Genomic DNA, 15,987 nt, shown 5'->3' with positions numbered 1-15,987 from the left:
AAAGGCCCACATTAAAGTGGGCTTTTATTAATATTTTTCTGGTTTAAGGGAGAATATTTATTTTGAATTTTAATAATTGCTTTTATATTAATGAGAATTGATTTTTTAAATTTCACCTTTTGATTTAATCTAAACATGTTTGTTAAATCAACTATTAAAACTATTTAATAAATTGATTAGGCTTTAGATTTTTGAAGGAAAAGATATTTCTATTCAAGTAAGATTGAGGTTTTAGAGTTAAATAAAGTCTCTGAAGGAAGTTCTCCAAACTTTTTTTTGTACTCGCTTGAGAACCTTCCTAATTGTTGAAAACCACAGTCTAAAGCAATACTGGAAACATTTTCCCAAGGTCGAATTTCTTGAAGGCGTTTGTGAACTACTTCAAAACGTAAATTACGAAAATAAGCAATAGGCGATTGGCCAAAATATAAATGGAAGTCCCTATATAACCGTTCTCGAGAGACCCCTAAAACTTTTCCTAGTTCTTTCAAGTTTAAAGGTTGGTTTAGAGAATTTATCAAAATTTGTTCTACTTTTAATAAATAATTAGGCCGACCTTGTTGACGCAAATTCAGTTCTTGAGAATAGTTATGTGGCTGAGCATTTAAAAGCATAATAACTAGATTAGACTCAAAATTACGCCAAACTCCAGAATCATCGCATAAAGAATAATCATCACTGACCATTTCCTGTAAATGCATTGCAAGTTGAAACCATTGTTTTATTTTACCCTGCAAAGGAGCATGAACATCAAATACTAATGGTCGATGTAATTTATAACCTAGTAATTTAACTAGATGTTCTTCTACAAGGCTTTTCGAAAGCCGGATAACTTGTTTAGTACATCCCTCATTTACAGTCATAATAAGTGGGAGCTGTGGAGAGAGAAGAGTAGCAACCTCTGAGTTTGACTCTATATTTAAATTACCAATTTTTAGCGTTTGCTGGCCATGAATAGGAATATTAAAAATATAGCTTTTTTGAAGATCATCTAGTTTAATTTGCACTTCTGTTGAATAAGAAACTTGACCAAAAGTAATATCCCCCAAGCTGAAACCTTCATGGAAAAAGTCCATGTGTTTTGGTGATGGGACATCTAATTGATGGGGGCCATTTATTTTTCCCATCCATTGGATTGTCCTGGTAATTTCGGTGTGATGCACACTAAATTTATTTCTAAAAGGGCCAATTTGTCTAATTGATTCGGTCATCTTCATCTCCTTAAAATCCATTTAACTCAGATAAAAGATATCTATAAAAAGCAAATCTATGCTTTGATTTAAGTACAATATAATTCAATATATTGAAGTAGTTTTTCCATATTCAAAATTGAAATTTTAGGGTTAAAATGTTTTCATTTTAACAGTTTCATCCAGAATTTAAGTCTTGTCCATAGTTGAGGGTATTCTCAAATTTTAATCTATAGAAGTATAGCGCTTAACTCTCCTCTAAAATTTAGCAGGTTACTACTGCTTTTAAGTTTTTTGAAGTTGTTATTAGACCTCTTAAAGTCACAAATTTTTTGCAACAAAACAAATAAAACCTATTAAAAAAATCATTAATGCGTGTGATAAAAAAGTATATTTTCGTTCTGTTACTTCCAGATTCTTTATTTGAACATGGAAAGCTAAAAATAAGTGACTAGTAAAGTAGAGACAAGTAATAGTTAAAATTAAAAGACTAATAACAGGAAAATTGGTAAAAATTTTACTAATAAATAAACTGGTAGCTAAAATAGAAAAAAGAGTTCGTTCATTAGCTAAATAAGTCCTTTGGGGTTGTAATCCTGAATCATCTTTTAGCATTTTAGTTCAACTTACTTAAAAGAAAAAACAAATAAAATGATAAAGCTTAGTAGCGTTAGTACAGGAGTCATGAAGGGAAAGGGTAGCGGCTTCTTTAATCTTAGAGCAATTTCTACTCGATACCAGCGAAGGAGGGCAGAGGAACTAATGATTAAAGACGCTATGACTAATACATTAAAAATTTGTTGAGCTTTTTGAAGTTGATGATAATGTTCTGAAATCGTAATCAATGCTACTGCTGAAGCCAGTAAAGCAAGAGCTGTACGTGTCCAGGCTAAAAAAGTCCGCTCGTTGGCAAGCGTAAAACGTGGATCTGGTTCTTCACCCACTTTTAGAAGTAGTTGCTTTATAAAAAGATTAATCATAATTTAAACTCGAAAGTATTCCTTCGATAACTCAACTAACTTATAAATAAGCAGAAGAGAATACTATTCAAATTTTAAGGATTCCTTATCCGATCTTTATAAAATTTAAAATAATTCTAATAAATAGACATTATCTATCTAATAAATGAATAGAAACGATAAGTGTCTTTTTGCTTGACTGAGAGAGGGCAAAACAGGAGTTTATTTTATGAATCAATTAATTTTTTCGGAAATACAAAGTAATTTTGAATTCGGAGAAACAAGGCATGATGATGAAAGTGAAAAAATAAAATGGAATGTTTTGGGACATGTTTATGAGCCGATGGTAGGAGGAGATCAAAAATCTAGTTTTGCATGGATCTCTAATGATCCTCCTGGCACTTTTGTGCCTCCTCATATGCATCCTATTCAAGATGAGCACGCATTTATTATTGAAGGTGAATATGCTTTATATCTCGATGGGGAGTGGAGTATTGCCAAGGCTGGCGACTACTTATACTGGCCAAGAGGGACAATACATGGTTATAAAATTGTTTCTGAAACACCTGGGAAAGGAATTTTCTGGGTAAGTCCAGGAAATGATTTAGCTAGTTTGTTCTCTGAATTACACAATTTAACTGAGCCAGAAGAAGTTGTGCGTATTTCTGCTTTAAGAAATATTCGCTTTATTGCACCTGACAAGCTAGAAAATTATGAATAACCTGATGAGTTAAAAGAGCGCCTTAAGGTGCTCTTTTTATATATGAATATAAACTTACAGAATAAAAGTATAGTTATTCATGAATACGCGGATATTTACATATGGGCTCGTCGAATAATTTAGAAATGCGGGATCAAATTTATGACGAGGAAAATTAAATGTCGAATAATGTAGCAAAAGGAATGAAGATTTACGCACTTGGAACAGGAGGTGGGCCAATTGTTTCAAGTAGCCGAGCTGGTATTTCAACAGCTATTTGTGTTGACGGAGCAGTTTATGTTGTAGATTGTGGAATGGGAAGCATTCGTAATTATAGAAATCATGCATCTTGGGGGCAGTTACGTAGTATTTTTATAACCCATCATCATTCTGACCATATTTATGATCTAGGGGCTTATCTCTTTACAGGATGGCAAGTTCCTGGTGAGTCTTTCAGCCAACCTATAAAAGTATTTGGACCAGGGAAACCACCTAAAAATCCAGCTTTAGCTGAGAAAAATCACGTGCATATCCAAGGATGTTGTGGAGGCGATCATCCTATGGTTGGCACAAAGGAGATGGTGGGAGCATTAATGCGAGGCGTATTTGCTTCAGATATTGCAATTAGAATGGCAGATGAGGAAAGAACAAGTCCTAGCGAATGGATAGAAGCACATGATATTGAAATTCCCAAAGAAGCCAAAGCAGATCCGATATATGCACGACATCCTGAAATGGAACCTTTCATTATTTATGAAGATGAAAATGTTAAAGTAAGTACAATTTTAGTCGATCATCGTTTGTGTTATCCAGCTTTTGGATTTCGTTTCGACTCTAAATACGGTTCAGTAGTAATATCAGGAGATACTACATATTCAGAAAACTGTATTCGATTAGCAAGAAATGCAGATGTGTTATTACATGAAGTCATTGATCTAGAGGCTATATTACAAACTTTTCCTGAAGGTCCTACTAGGGATGGGATTGCTGTACATCTTGAAGAATCTCATACTTCTTATAAACAAGTCGGCAAAGTTGCGGCCAATGCAAATGTTAAGCATCTAATTTTACATCATATTGTTCCTAATTTACCAAATGCAGCAGATATAGAAAAAATGGTCTCATACGCACAGTCAGAATTCGGTGGGCTTGTGAGTGCAGCAGAAGATAATGATATTTTTGAAATTAATAACTTAAAAGTAATTCAAAAAGCTGAAGCTGTATTAAGAAATCAGGAGGAATTATTATGAAAAGCTCTAGTATTGAGCTATTAGCTCCCTCTGAGATAATAGATAAAAGCATACAAAAAAAAGCTTGGGTTATTACGGGCCTATTAATTATTTTTCAGATGATTAATTTTGCCGATAAGGCTGTTTTGGGATTAGTCGCAGAACCTGCTATGCAAGAGTTGTCACTTTCAGGTAGTCAATTTGGATTTATTGGTAGTGCTTTCTTTTTCTTATTTGCAATTTCGGCAATTTTAGTCGGTTTTATTGCTATGAGAGTACAAACAAGATGGTTAATCTTTTTTATGGGAGTTGCTTGGGCTGTTTTAATGTTTCCAATGTTATGGGGTGGAGCTGCCTTATTACTGATCTCAAGAATATTATTAGGTGCGGCTGAAGGCCCGGCGACCCCTATTACATTACAACATGTACATGGTTGGTATGAACCAAAAGAAAGAGGCTTACCTAGTAGTCTGGTAGCCATAGGTTCTACTCTAGGGCCAATTATTGCTGCTCCGATACTGGCTTGGATTATTGCTCATCCTAATTACGGTTGGCGTTGGGCTTTTGGTTTTCTTGGAATTATTGGATTAATTTGGACATCTTTATGGTTTTTTGTTGCGAAAGAAGGGCCATATAGCCATATTCGCTCTGAAAAGGAGCTGAGTCGTCCTCTAACTAAGCGGTTAGATGCAAATAATAAGCAAAGTATTGTCGACCTATGTGATGATCTAACTCCCATACCAATGGCAAAGATATTTTTCTCTCCAATGTTTATTGTTGCATTTCTTGCTGGCGCTGGTTGTTTTTGGGCAATGGGATTTCTTACAACTTGGGCTCCACGTTATTTATCTGCCGTAGTAAATGTCACTCCTGAATCATTAGGGGTTTTAGTGACCCTCCCTTGGATTTGTGGAGCACTTGTACTTTTTTTAGCAGGAGTTTTGTCTAGAAAGTTAATGGCACAAGGAAGGTCTGTACATGTATCTTTAGGCGTCTTATTAGGAATAATCTTAATAACTTCAGGTGTTCTATTTCAGATTCTTCCATTTTTAAACGGTGAAACAGCCGTAGCCGTTTTAATCTTTGCTGCTGGCTTTGCTATGACTTTTCCTCTAGTTCCTACGGCAGTTGCATATAGTGTTTGTTCTAAACAAAGAGCCGTGGTCATGGCTACACTAACAGCACTTGCTTCTTGTGGTGGGATGGTATCACCTATAATGGTCGGAATCCTGATGGATACAGCCGGATATATTCAACCTAAGAAAAGCGAACCTCTATTACCTGAAATGATGAACCATTTATTAACAGGTATGAATATTGGTTTCCAATATATTGGATTATATTTATTGATCATAGGTATAGCTGCGGTAATTTTCCTAAACCCAGATAAGACAGCTAAGTCTCTACAAAATTTAATAAATATTAAAAGCTAAACCATAAATTAAAAGTGCCCATGGGCACTTTTAATTTATTTATTCATATTGAAATAAAGTCATACATCATTTCAATATGTTGAAAGATACGTCCTTTTTTAAAGAACTCTTGTAATAAACTGAAGTGATCATGCTCTAATAGTTCTTCTTTCTTAACTATTCCTCGAGCAGCTAAAAGTTTTGCCATATTCTGATTTTGTTGAATAAAAGCGTTAGTTTCTTTTTGGCCTACTAGAAAAGTAAATGGCAAATCTATCAATAAGCTATTTTTATAAACTGGTGAATAATATTGAATTTCACTTTCCGTTAATTGCAATGCTTGGTTTAGGCTAGTATCTTTTAGAGGAGCTAGATCATAAATACCACTAATTGCTATGACGCCATGAAAAAGTTTTGAGTGTACTGATTTACTATTCTGAATAGCTAGTTCAGTTACTAGGTGAGCACCTGCTGAATGACCACACAAAATGATAGGGAGATCGATTTCTTTATATCTAAAAAAATTTTTTATAGAATGGATAGCATATTGTATAGATCTTACAATGCCTCCAATTTTAACTGTAGGACAAAGTGGGTAATTGACTAAAACAAAATGATACCCTTGAGAGCTTATATCCTGTGCAATAAAACGAAACTGGCTTTTATCTCTCGATTGCCAGTAACCCGCATGTAAATAAATAATAATTGCCTTAGCTGGAGTTTTTGCATAACACACATCGAATAATTCGCGTTCTTGAAAACCATAGGGCTGATCTAGTGCCCATTCCTTTTCTTGAAGTATTTCTTGATTTAATTTTTCATAATAAACAAACAGATCAGCAAAACTAGAATGTCTTTGCCCATCGACATATTCATATTCATTCATGTTCATAGCTATTACTTAATATAATTACAGGAATTTCATCATAAAACGTCATGAAATATTAGAAATACACTTCTTTAATATTTCATATACACCTTTTAAGGGATTTTAAAATGTACTTCCTCTGAAGTTAGAAAAATGGATAATTCTATATAATTTATTTAAGTTCAATAGAATTATATTAGATGGATAAATTTTGGGGGGATCCTCTGATTGAAAATCATAAAAATTAAAGAACTTTTAGAGGTAGAGGTTGTAGATCAACATAGCTCTCGTAGGCCTAATATAAATATTTAAAGGCATTCTGTTCCGATTATAAATAAAAACTATTATATGAAACAAAATAAGTATTGGCATTTAGATGGGGATTTTTTCATTCTTAAACTGTTTTATGTACACGTTCCAGTAGGTAGCTGTCTCGGAAAATACAAGGGATTTGTTGTGTCTAACTTTGCCTGAAATTCGTATTCCGTTTTTATACCTTCAGTGACGCAGTATACATTCAATTTTGCAGTTTAAGGAAATATTGATGTCGAATTCTGCTGTTGTTGATTCAGTTGCTTTGGCCTTAAGACAAGCTGAACTATCACAAACTGCGATTATTCCTATTCGTGCTGAGCTTGGTGGTGAACAGGCAAATGTGGATATCGCTTATGCAGTACAGGAAATCAATACTGTACGTGCACTTTCGGAAGGGCGCCGTTTAGTAGGGCGAAAAATTGGTCTAACGTCTAAAGTAGTACAAGCCCAACTTGGCGTAGATCAACCTGACTTTGGGATGCTATTTGCTGATATGGCATACGGTGATGGTGAAGAAATTCCAATTAGCAAACTGATTCAGCCAAAAGTTGAAGCTGAAATTGCGCTCGTACTCAAAAAGGATTTAACCCAAACCCGACATACATATGCAGACATTATTAGTGCAACAGACTATGCCTTACCCGCTATTGAAATAGTTGATAGTCGTATTGAGAACTGGAAAATCTCTTTGATTGACACAGTTGCTGACAATGCATCAAGTGCAGCTTTTGTGTTGGGTTCACGTCCAGTACAGCTTAATCAACTTGATTTAGTGAATTGCAAAATGACTATGACTCGTAGTGAAGAAGTCGTTTCGCAAGGTGTTGGTAAAGCTTGTTTAGCTAATCCATTGAATGCAGCAATTTGGTTAGCTGATGAAATGGTACGACGCGGACGTCCATTACAAGCAGGAGATATTGTCCTGACGGGTGCATTGGGTCCAATGGTGGTGGCTCATCCGGGGGATGAATTTAAAGTTGAAATTGAAGGCTTCAATTCAGTCGTTGCATGCTTTGCTGCTGAATAAAGGATAAGGAAATGAAAAAGATTAAATGCGCTTTAATCGGTCCAGGAAATATTGGAACGGATTTATTATATAAATTACAGCGTAGTGAATTATTGGAACCAGTATGGATGGTTGGAATTGATCCTGCTTCCGAAGGCTTGGCTCGCGCTGAAAAAATAGGTTTAAAAACTACGGCTGAAGGCGTTGATGGTTTATTACCTCATGTCCTTGAAGATGATATCAAAATTGCTTTTGATGCAACTTCAGCATATGTACATGCAGAGAACAGTCGCAAGCTAAATGAGCTTGGGGTATTGATGATTGATTTAACTCCTGCAGCAATTGGTCCATTTTGTGTACCGCCAGTGAATTTAGAAGCTTTGTTGGATGCGGGTGAAGTCCCTAATGTGAATATGGTGACTTGTGGTGGGCAAGCAACTATTCCTATGGTCGCAGCGATTTCACGGGTACAGACTGTTAACTATGCTGAAATCATTGCCACTGTATCAACAAAATCGGTTGGCCCGGGTACTCGTAAGAACATTGATGAATTTACTCGCACCACTGCTGGTGCAATTGAAAAGGTTGGCGGAGCTAAACAAGGTAAAGCCATCATTATTATTAACCCGGCTGAACCACCACTAATGATGCGTGACACAGTTCACTGTTTAGTTGATGGAGAACCGGACCAAGTTGCAATTACTGAATCAGTAAATGCCATGATCAAAGAAGTCCAAAAATATGTTCCGGGCTACAAGTTAGTAAATGGCCCTGTATTTGATGGTAATCGTGTTTCGATATTTCTTGAGGTAGAAGGCCTAGGAGATTATTTGCCAAAATATGCCGGTAACCTTGACATTATGACAGCCGCAGCCGCACGTACTGCAGAAATGTTTGCAGAGCGCGTTTTATCTAACCCAAAAGCTGAAGTTGTTTAAGGAGAAACCGTATGTCTAAGATTATTGTGCATGATATGACGTTACGTGATGGTATGCATCCACAACGTCATCAAACTACAGTTGAGCAAATGATTGCCATTTCAACAGCGTTAGACGAAGCAGGTGTCCCCTTGATTGAAGTCACTCATGGTGATGGTTTGGGAGGGAGTTCAGTTAACTATGGTTTCGCCGCTGCAACAGATGAGGAATATTTGTCTGCTGTTGTACCACGCATGAAAAATGCTAAGGTTTCCGCACTTTTATTACCGGGTATTGGGACAGTTGATCATTTGAAAATGGCACATGAGATTGGTGTTTCAACCATTCGTGTTGCAACACACTGTACGGAAGCAGATGTATCTGAACAGCATATTACTGCTGCTCGAAAATTGGGAATGGATACAGTAGGCTTTCTAATGTTGGCACATATGGCATCGCCAAAACATTTGCTAGAAGAAGCAAAAAAAATGGTGTCTTACGGTGCTAACTGTATTTATGTCACTGACTCTGCTGGGTACATGTTGCCACAGGATGTAACCGATCGGATTGGGTTACTTCGTCAGGAGCTTGATAGCAGTATTGAATTAGGTTTCCATGGTCACCATAATTTGAGTATGGGTGTTGCCAATACTGTTGCTGCGGTTGAAGCTGGTGCAATTCGGGTCGACTTGGCAGCAGCTGGTCTAGGAGCTGGAGCGGGCAATACGCCACTTGAGTTATTTATTGCAGTTGCAAATCGTATGCAAATAGAAACAGGCGTAGACTTGTTTAAAGTACAGGATATTGCAGAAGATCTTGTAATTCCAATGATGCTAAATCCAATTCGTGCCGATCGTGATGCAGCAACGTTAGGTTATGCAGGTGTATATTCATCTTTCTTGTTGTTTGCAAAACGTGCCGAAGCTAAATATGGCGTCTCTGCACGTGAAATTTTATTAGAGCTAGGTCGCCGTGGTACGGTTGGGGGACAGGAGGATATGATTGAAGATCTTGCCTTGACTATGTCAAAAGCGAAAGTAATAAGCGCATAAGTTTTTTACAAATGAAAGAGCACTCCACGAGAGTGCTTTTTTTACATCTAATGATTTGATCTAGATGAAATAACTTGGATATAAGCGTTATTTTCTATAAATGGATAGACATCATTTTAATTAAATAAGTCTCTATTTAAATAAAAAATCGATTAAAAAATTAAAAATAGCGAATTTAAATAAAGTTATTTTTATAATAAATACATATATAACAAATAGTTGGTCTATTTTTTTTGAAATGATTAATCGTTTTTAGTGATCTGTTAAAAATTCCCATTACTGGAAAAGTAACATTTTTTTAAAGCATTGAGTTTAAAAAGAAAAATATCTTAATACTCTAGTCGCATTTTTCATAAAAATAGAGTTGAGCATGATAGGGCTTGGTTTCATGGATTGATTGAAAGGAAGTACGCAATGCGTCGTCAAACGTTATGGATCGCAATGGCTTGTTTGGTAGCAACAATAGGAACTACTTGTACATATGCTGGTTTTGTTGAAGATAGTCAGGTTCAGCTGAAATTTAAAAACTTCTATTTAGATCGTCAGTATGATGACACCCCTGCAAAAAACTGGGGGAGTTGGTCGCAAGCTGTGACACTGGATGCAAAATCGGGCTATGCAGAGTTTGGGGCGTTACAACTCGGTGTTGATGTGTTAGCACAGTATGCTGTACGTCTGGATGGGCGTGACCGTAACGCAGATTGGGTTCTGCCATACAGTGGGATTTCTGATACAGGCACAGGAAAACAAGAGCGCCAGTTTGGAAAAATAGGAGCAACTCTTAAAGCGAAAATCAGCCAAACTGAATTACGAATTGGTGAACTTTTACCTGTAACACCAGTAATCCATTTTGATCCATCACGTCAATTATTGACCACTTATAATGGGGTATGGCTAGAGTCAAAAGATTTCAAAAACACCAAATTAACGTTAGGTTATTTGGATAGTATCAATGCCCGTTATGAAAATCAGCCAATGGATTTTGGTCTATGGCCTAAAGCATTAAATAATGATGGTAAAACTGATGGAATGTATGTTGCGGGCATAGATTACCAATTAAATAAAAACTGGACTGCAAGTTACTTTTATGGTGATGTGACGAATATCTATCGTCAAAATTACTTGGGTGTGAACTATAAGAACAATTATGACAAGTTAAAAGTCGATTCACACATACGTTTTTTCGACAATGCAGAGTCGGGAGATGCCTTGTATGGTGATATTGATAATCAGGCATTGTCTATAGGCTCAACCTTAACTTATGGCTCACACAGTATAGGTTTATCTTATCAGCAAATGTTTGGTGACCATGGTAGTAACCCGAGTGCAGCAACTGGCGCACCATATTTCCCATCCCTCGCAGGTTGGGTACCCCAGCCTTATTTAGATAACTGGTCAGTTGCGAGCTTTATCCGTAAAGATGAAAAATCGGTGGGTGTGGCTTATAGCTATGATTTTAGTGATCTTGGCATTAAAGGTTTAAAAACCACTGCAAAATATTGGCATGGTTGGGGCATTGATTCAGCTTATGAATCAAGTGCATTAACAGGCAAAGGCAAAGAAGATGAATTCAACTTTATTCTGAATTACGTTGTGCCAGAAGGGAGGTTACAAGGCTTAGGTTTTCAGTGGATGTATATCGATGTGAACTTCGACAATATTGCAGGCCAAGCAAGCGATTTGCAGGAACATCGTATTGCAACGACATACACCTATAAATTTTAAATACTTTTAAATATTTATTTAAATAACAAATGGTTATTAATATTTTTTTTGTATCACCTCATCGTAAACAAGTATCAGTTTAGGCGCCGTGAACAGGTAAGATGGGTGAGTAAAACATTTAAAATTTGACCTAGTAAAAGCAGCTTAATCTTGAGTTGAGCTGTATAAATTGTAAGAGGAATGACATGGGCACAGTACAAATCCCCGAATATAAAACAGATCCATTTTTTGGTTTGGAAGACAAATGGATTGAAACTGCAGCAGGCGAGCTCACTCATTATCATGAGCTTGGAGAAGGTACTCCAATTTTATTTTTACATGGTTCGGGTACTGGTGTTTCAGCAGCAGCAAACTGGTGGTTGAACTTACCACAAATTGCTGAGCAGGCACGCTGTATTGCTATTGATTCGATTGGTTATGGACAAACTGTTGTTGCAGAAGGCACAGCCTACGGTATCCGGGCATGGGTAGATCATGCGGTCCGTGTATTAGATGCTTTAGGAATTGAAAAAACCTGGTTAGTAGGCAATTCTTTAGGTGGTTGGTTAGCATTCCAGTTTATATTGGATTACCCAGAGCGTGTACTGGGTATTGTATCAATGGGAACGGGTGGTGCTAAACAGACGGCAGCACTTAAAGCACATGCTAATCCTGAATTGACAGAAGCTGGTATCCGTAAAACTTTAGAAATGTTTGTGGTCGATAAGTCTTTAGTCACAGATGAATTGGTTAAAGTTCGTTTTGACTCAGCAAAAAATGACTACGCTTCGGATCGATTGATGGATGTTGTTGGTGCACGAGACCGTGACCGTTTTGAGTTCCCGCTTGATTTTGAAAAGATGAAAGAGATTCAAGTTCCTGTATTACTCATTCATGGTGTGCAAGATGTAGTTATTCCTGTATCTCGTACTTGGGATATTTTGAATATTGTACCTCATGCAGATGCACATATTTTTAGTCAATGTGGTCATTGGTCACAAGTTGAAAAAGCACAAGAATTTAACCAGATTATTAAACAATATTTAGCAGTACATGATGTTAAATAAAATATAACAATACAGGAAGGATAAATTATTATTCTTCCTGTATTTAAAGTAAAATTTTTAGTTTTTTGCTGAGCCTTGTCATTTTATCTTAGACTTTTGTATTAACTGAAGGATTTTAAGCTTTATTAATATTTAAGTAAAAAACTTTACTCAATAAATCTATAAATTCTTTGACTCCTGAAGACTCAGCATCTTTTCTATAGCTGACGTATAAATCTAAAAAGGGTAGATCTACATCCAGTGGTCGGGTGACAATATTATTTAAAGTTAAGGGCTCTATATAACTAGGCAAAATACCGCAGCCTAATCCCATTCCTATCGAATTAATATTAAATAGAATATTATGGGCAGTTTGAACAATATTAAATTTAATATTGTGAATTTCGGCAAAATTAAGAATAGTATGATGTAAAATTGAAGACTGCTCGGGCGATGGAATAATAAAGTCAATATTATCTAAAAGCTTTACTGGTATACGTTTGAACTGGGCAAGTGAATGGTTATGAGGGATTAATAGCATTAATGGTTCACGTAATACGAACTGGCTTTGTATTTCATCGTTATTTAAATTATCTCTCATAAATGCAATATCAATAATCCCATTCTTTAGGGCTTCCATTTGTTCGGTGTTATTCATACTACGTAATTCGATCTTCAGGTTTGGGTTTTGTACCCTTAAACTTGGAAGAACAGATGGAAAAACTTTCATTTCTACGACAGGGACAAAACCAATCGTCAGTTGTTGTTTTTTTAATTTCGAAACTTGGCGGGCCATTGCAATCGCTTTATCTGCTTGAGCTAAAGTTAAACGCGCCTGCTCAAGAAATATACTTCCTTCTTCGGTGAGCTCAACTTTACGTTTAGTACGATGTAGTAATGTAACGCCAACTTCATCTTCAAGGTCTTTAATTTGTTGACTTAATGATGGTTGAGCTGTGTAAAGGCGAAGTGCAGCTTTACTAAAGTTGAGTTCTTCAGCCACCATTACAAAGTAGCGTAAATGACGTAATTCCATATCAGTTGTGATCCAAAAATCCTCTTATTAACTTTAGGTCGTTAATAGAGTAATGTTAAATGGTTAAAAACCATAAATCCGTTTATAAAAACTACCGATTAGTATCAGTTGAGCTTAATTTTAATATTTAAAATCTATAATGAATAATTCATAAAAAGTCTAATTTGAAACAAATAAAATATTTCACTTAAAACGTTTAAAAAATCATTATCCATTTAAATTGAATTTTATGTTGTGCTTTTTTGGCGACAGCAGGAGTGCTTCTCATGAATGGAAAAATTGAAGTGTGCGAAATCGATGCTTTAGTCGATGCACAAAATGGACGTATCTCGCCAGCTATCTATACAGATCCGCAATTATACGAACTAGAGTTAGAGCGTGTTTTTGGACGTTGTTGGTTATTTCTTTGTCACGAAAGCCAAATTCCAAAATCAGGCGACTTTTTCAATACGTATATGGGCGAGGACCCAATTATTGTTATTCGCCAAAAAGACGGTTCTATTAAAGCATTATTAAATCAATGTCGTCACCGTTCTATGCGGGTTAGCTATGCTGACTGTGGTAATACGCGTGCATTTACTTGTCCCTATCATGGTTGGTCCTATGGGATTGACGGTTCACTTAAAGATATTCCATTAGAAGGTGTCGCCTTCCCACATGGGGCTTGTAAAGAAGAATGGGGATTGCAAGAGGTTCCTCGTGTTGCAAGCTATAAAGGTTTAGTTTTTGGTTGTTGGGCAGATGACACACCCGAATTACTTGATTATATGGGAGATATTGCTTGGTATCTGGATGCAATGATTGACCGCCGTGAAGGTGGCTCGGAAGTCATTGGTGGCATTCATAAATGGGAAATTAACTGTAACTGGAAATTTGCAGCAGAACAGTTTGCTTCTGATCAATACCACGCGCCGTACTCGCATGCCTCTGCAGTACAAGTTTTAGGTGGTAAACCAAATGATGATGCTTCTAAAGCATTAGGTACAGCACAAACTGCACGTCCAGTGTGGGAAACAGCAGAAAGCTGTGTGCAATATGGTCAACGCGGCCATGGCTCAGGTTTCTTTCTGACCGAAAGACCAGATGCTAATTTCTGGGTAGATGGTCAAGTAGCGGATTACTTCCGTGAAACCTATGAAGAAACCAAAGAGCGTTTGGGCGACACACGTGCTTTACGCTTGGCTGGACACAACACCATGTTCCCAACTTTGTCTTGGTTGAATGGTATGACGACGATGCGCATTTGGCATCCACGTGGACCAGATAAAACTGAAGTTTGGGCGTTCTGTATCACGGACAAAGCAGCTCCGCAGCACATCAAAGAAGCGATGGAGTTGAATGCTTGCCGAGCATTTGGCCCAGCTGGTTTTGCTGAAGCAGACGATGGTGAAAACTGGATTGAGATCCAGAAAGTGTTACGTGGTTATAAAGCGCGAAAAAGTAAACTCATTATGGAAATGGGACTTGGCAATGAAAAATACCGTGAAGATGGTATCCCCGGTATTACTAACCATGTTTTTTCTGAAACCGCCGCGCGTGGCATGTATCGTCATTGGGCAAACCTATTGATGCATGAAAAATGGGAAGACGTGCAACGGGCAGATGAGGCGTATGAGCAAGAGCTTTTGAAAAAAGCGGCTAAAAAGGGTGAGAAGGAGCTTGTGAAATGAACCAGATCATTGACTCATTAAAACCACAGCCAGTATGGCGTTCTATTGGATTGGAACTTCACCACGACATTAGTCAGTTTCTATATGCAGAAGCACAATTGTTAGATGACTGGAAATTTCGTGATTGGTTGGAAATCTTAAGCGAAGATATTTTATATACGCTCAAAACGACGACAAATGCGCAAACACGTGATCGTCGTAAATGTATTGCACCACCATCAACATGGATTTATCACGACGACAAATTTGTACTAGAACGCCGTGTAGCAAAATTAGAAACAGGGATGTCGTGGTCCGAAGAACCGCCATCACGTACTCGTCACTTGATTACTAATATACGGGTCGAAGCAACTGCACAAGCAAATGAATATCAAGTTTTTAGTAATTATTTGCTTTATCGCTCGCAAAAAGAAAAAGACATACTGACCTATATTGGTAAACGAGTTGATCTGATTCGAAAAGATGAGAGCAGTAGTTTAGGTTGGAAAATTGCTAAACGCGATATCACCCTCGATCAAGCGACTTTGATTTCTCACAATATTACGGTGTTTTTCTAATGAATAAGATTTTTGTTTGTCAGATTGATGAGTTGGATGAAGGCGAAGCACTGAAAGTAGATTGTAATGTAGGTGATATTGCCGCACTTGCTGTGTTCAATTTCAATGGTGAATTTTTTGCCATGAATGATAAATGCAGTCATGGTAATGCTTCTATGTCAGAAGGTTACCTAGAGGATGATGGCACGGTCGAATGTCCACTTCATGCATCACGTTTTTGTTTGAAAACTGGCGTACCACAATGTGTACCAGCGACTGACTCGATTCAGACATTCCCTGTCGTGATTGAAGATGGTGCACTTTATGTCGAAATGGTAGGAGCGTAA

General features: G+C 36.9%; 15 protein-coding genes. 11 read left to right on the top strand and 4 right to left on the bottom strand.

The window, feature by feature from the left end:
* Positions 1 to 209: 209 nt before the first annotated feature.
* The gene (locus tag EGS71_RS05005) at positions 210 to 1,211 is read right to left on the bottom strand and encodes an AraC family transcriptional regulator (protein ID WP_000140361.1); all 1,002 of its coding nucleotides are present in this window, start codon (positions 1,209 to 1,211) and stop codon (positions 210 to 212) included.
* A 605-nt stretch (positions 1,212 to 1,816) separates the two neighbouring features.
* Positions 1,817 to 2,170, bottom strand: a complete 354-nt coding sequence (locus EGS71_RS04995) for a YidH family protein (protein WP_000609050.1) — start codon at positions 2,168 to 2,170, stop codon at positions 1,817 to 1,819.
* A gap of 208 nt (positions 2,171 to 2,378) precedes the next feature.
* Here EGS71_RS04995 and EGS71_RS04990 point away from each other — a divergent pair, with 208 nt between their 5' ends.
* From EGS71_RS04990 to EGS71_RS04980, 3 genes are all read left to right on the top strand, one after another.
* Positions 2,379 to 2,870 (top strand): cupin domain-containing protein, encoded by a 492-nt coding sequence (locus EGS71_RS04990; protein ID WP_001072508.1) that lies wholly within the window; start codon positions 2,379 to 2,381, stop codon positions 2,868 to 2,870.
* Positions 2,871 to 3,028: 158 nt separating this feature from the next.
* Positions 3,029 to 4,099: an MBL fold metallo-hydrolase gene (locus EGS71_RS04985; protein ID WP_000069900.1), complete on the top strand. Its 1,071-nt coding sequence runs from the start codon at positions 3,029 to 3,031 to the stop codon at positions 4,097 to 4,099.
* Positions 4,096 to 5,511 (top strand): MFS transporter, encoded by a 1,416-nt coding sequence (locus EGS71_RS04980; RefSeq protein ID WP_000842798.1) that lies wholly within the window; start codon positions 4,096 to 4,098, stop codon positions 5,509 to 5,511. The genes EGS71_RS04985 and EGS71_RS04980 overlap by 4 nt, the downstream gene beginning before the upstream one ends.
* Before the next feature lie 43 nt (positions 5,512 to 5,554).
* On the opposite strand, the gene EGS71_RS04975 is transcribed toward EGS71_RS04980, so the two are convergent.
* Positions 5,555 to 6,382: an alpha/beta hydrolase gene (locus EGS71_RS04975; RefSeq protein WP_002016265.1), complete on the bottom strand. Its 828-nt coding sequence runs from the start codon at positions 6,380 to 6,382 to the stop codon at positions 5,555 to 5,557.
* 520 nt (positions 6,383 to 6,902) lie between these two features.
* On the opposite strand from EGS71_RS04975, the gene mhpD reads away from it, so the two are divergent.
* The 5 genes from mhpD to EGS71_RS04950 all read left to right on the top strand — a co-directional run bounded on the left by mhpD (position 6,903) and on the right by EGS71_RS04950 (position 12,419).
* Complete coding sequence (gene mhpD, locus EGS71_RS04970; protein WP_000071307.1) at positions 6,903 to 7,700, top strand: 2-keto-4-pentenoate hydratase; 798 nt, start codon at positions 6,903 to 6,905, stop codon at positions 7,698 to 7,700.
* An 11-nt stretch (positions 7,701 to 7,711) separates the two neighbouring features.
* Positions 7,712 to 8,617 carry an acetaldehyde dehydrogenase (acetylating) gene (locus tag EGS71_RS04965; RefSeq protein WP_000721213.1) on the top strand — a complete coding sequence of 302 codons (906 nt, stop codon included), beginning with the start codon at positions 7,712 to 7,714 and terminating at the stop codon, positions 8,615 to 8,617.
* 11 nt (positions 8,618 to 8,628) lie between these two features.
* The gene (gene dmpG, locus EGS71_RS04960; protein ID WP_000034795.1) at positions 8,629 to 9,648 is read left to right on the top strand and encodes a 4-hydroxy-2-oxovalerate aldolase; all 1,020 of its coding nucleotides are present in this window, start codon (positions 8,629 to 8,631) and stop codon (positions 9,646 to 9,648) included.
* Between the two features lie 414 nt (positions 9,649 to 10,062).
* On the top strand, positions 10,063 to 11,373 hold the full coding sequence (locus tag EGS71_RS04955) for an OprD family outer membrane porin (RefSeq protein WP_001254302.1): 1,311 nt from the start codon (positions 10,063 to 10,065) through the stop codon (positions 11,371 to 11,373).
* 185 nt (positions 11,374 to 11,558) lie between these two features.
* Positions 11,559 to 12,419 carry an alpha/beta fold hydrolase gene (locus tag EGS71_RS04950; RefSeq protein ID WP_000537604.1) on the top strand — a complete coding sequence of 287 codons (861 nt, stop codon included), beginning with the start codon at positions 11,559 to 11,561 and terminating at the stop codon, positions 12,417 to 12,419.
* A gap of 115 nt (positions 12,420 to 12,534) precedes the next feature.
* Here EGS71_RS04950 and hcaR read toward each other — a convergent pair whose 3' ends face one another.
* Positions 12,535 to 13,434 carry a DNA-binding transcriptional regulator HcaR gene (hcaR, locus tag EGS71_RS04945; protein WP_000423285.1) on the bottom strand — a complete coding sequence of 300 codons (900 nt, stop codon included), beginning with the start codon at positions 13,432 to 13,434 and terminating at the stop codon, positions 12,535 to 12,537.
* A gap of 266 nt (positions 13,435 to 13,700) precedes the next feature.
* On the opposite strand from hcaR, the gene hcaE reads away from it, so the two are divergent.
* Genes hcaE through hcaC form a run of 3 tightly spaced genes read left to right on the top strand, consistent with a single transcriptional unit; the run spans position 13,701 to position 15,987 of the window.
* Positions 13,701 to 15,104 (top strand): 3-phenylpropionate/cinnamic acid dioxygenase subunit alpha, encoded by a 1,404-nt coding sequence (gene hcaE, locus EGS71_RS04940; RefSeq protein ID WP_001013451.1) that lies wholly within the window; start codon positions 13,701 to 13,703, stop codon positions 15,102 to 15,104.
* Positions 15,101 to 15,661 (top strand): 3-phenylpropionate/cinnamic acid dioxygenase subunit beta, encoded by a 561-nt coding sequence (gene hcaF / locus EGS71_RS04935; protein ID WP_001071801.1) that lies wholly within the window; start codon positions 15,101 to 15,103, stop codon positions 15,659 to 15,661. Before hcaE ends, hcaF begins: the two co-directional genes overlap by 4 nt.
* Positions 15,661 to 15,987 carry a 3-phenylpropionate/cinnamic acid dioxygenase ferredoxin subunit gene (gene hcaC / locus EGS71_RS04930; RefSeq protein WP_001033367.1) on the top strand — a complete coding sequence of 109 codons (327 nt, stop codon included), beginning with the start codon at positions 15,661 to 15,663 and terminating at the stop codon, positions 15,985 to 15,987. The genes hcaF and hcaC overlap by 1 nt, the downstream gene beginning before the upstream one ends.

Origin of the sequence: Acinetobacter sp. FDAARGOS_559 (genome assembly GCF_003940475.1) — a bacterium.
GTDB classification, from domain to species: domain Bacteria; phylum Pseudomonadota; class Gammaproteobacteria; order Pseudomonadales; family Moraxellaceae; genus Acinetobacter; species Acinetobacter baumannii.
The sequence above is the reverse complement of the archived record's forward strand: the minus strand, read 5'-3'. Positions and strand labels throughout refer to the sequence as shown.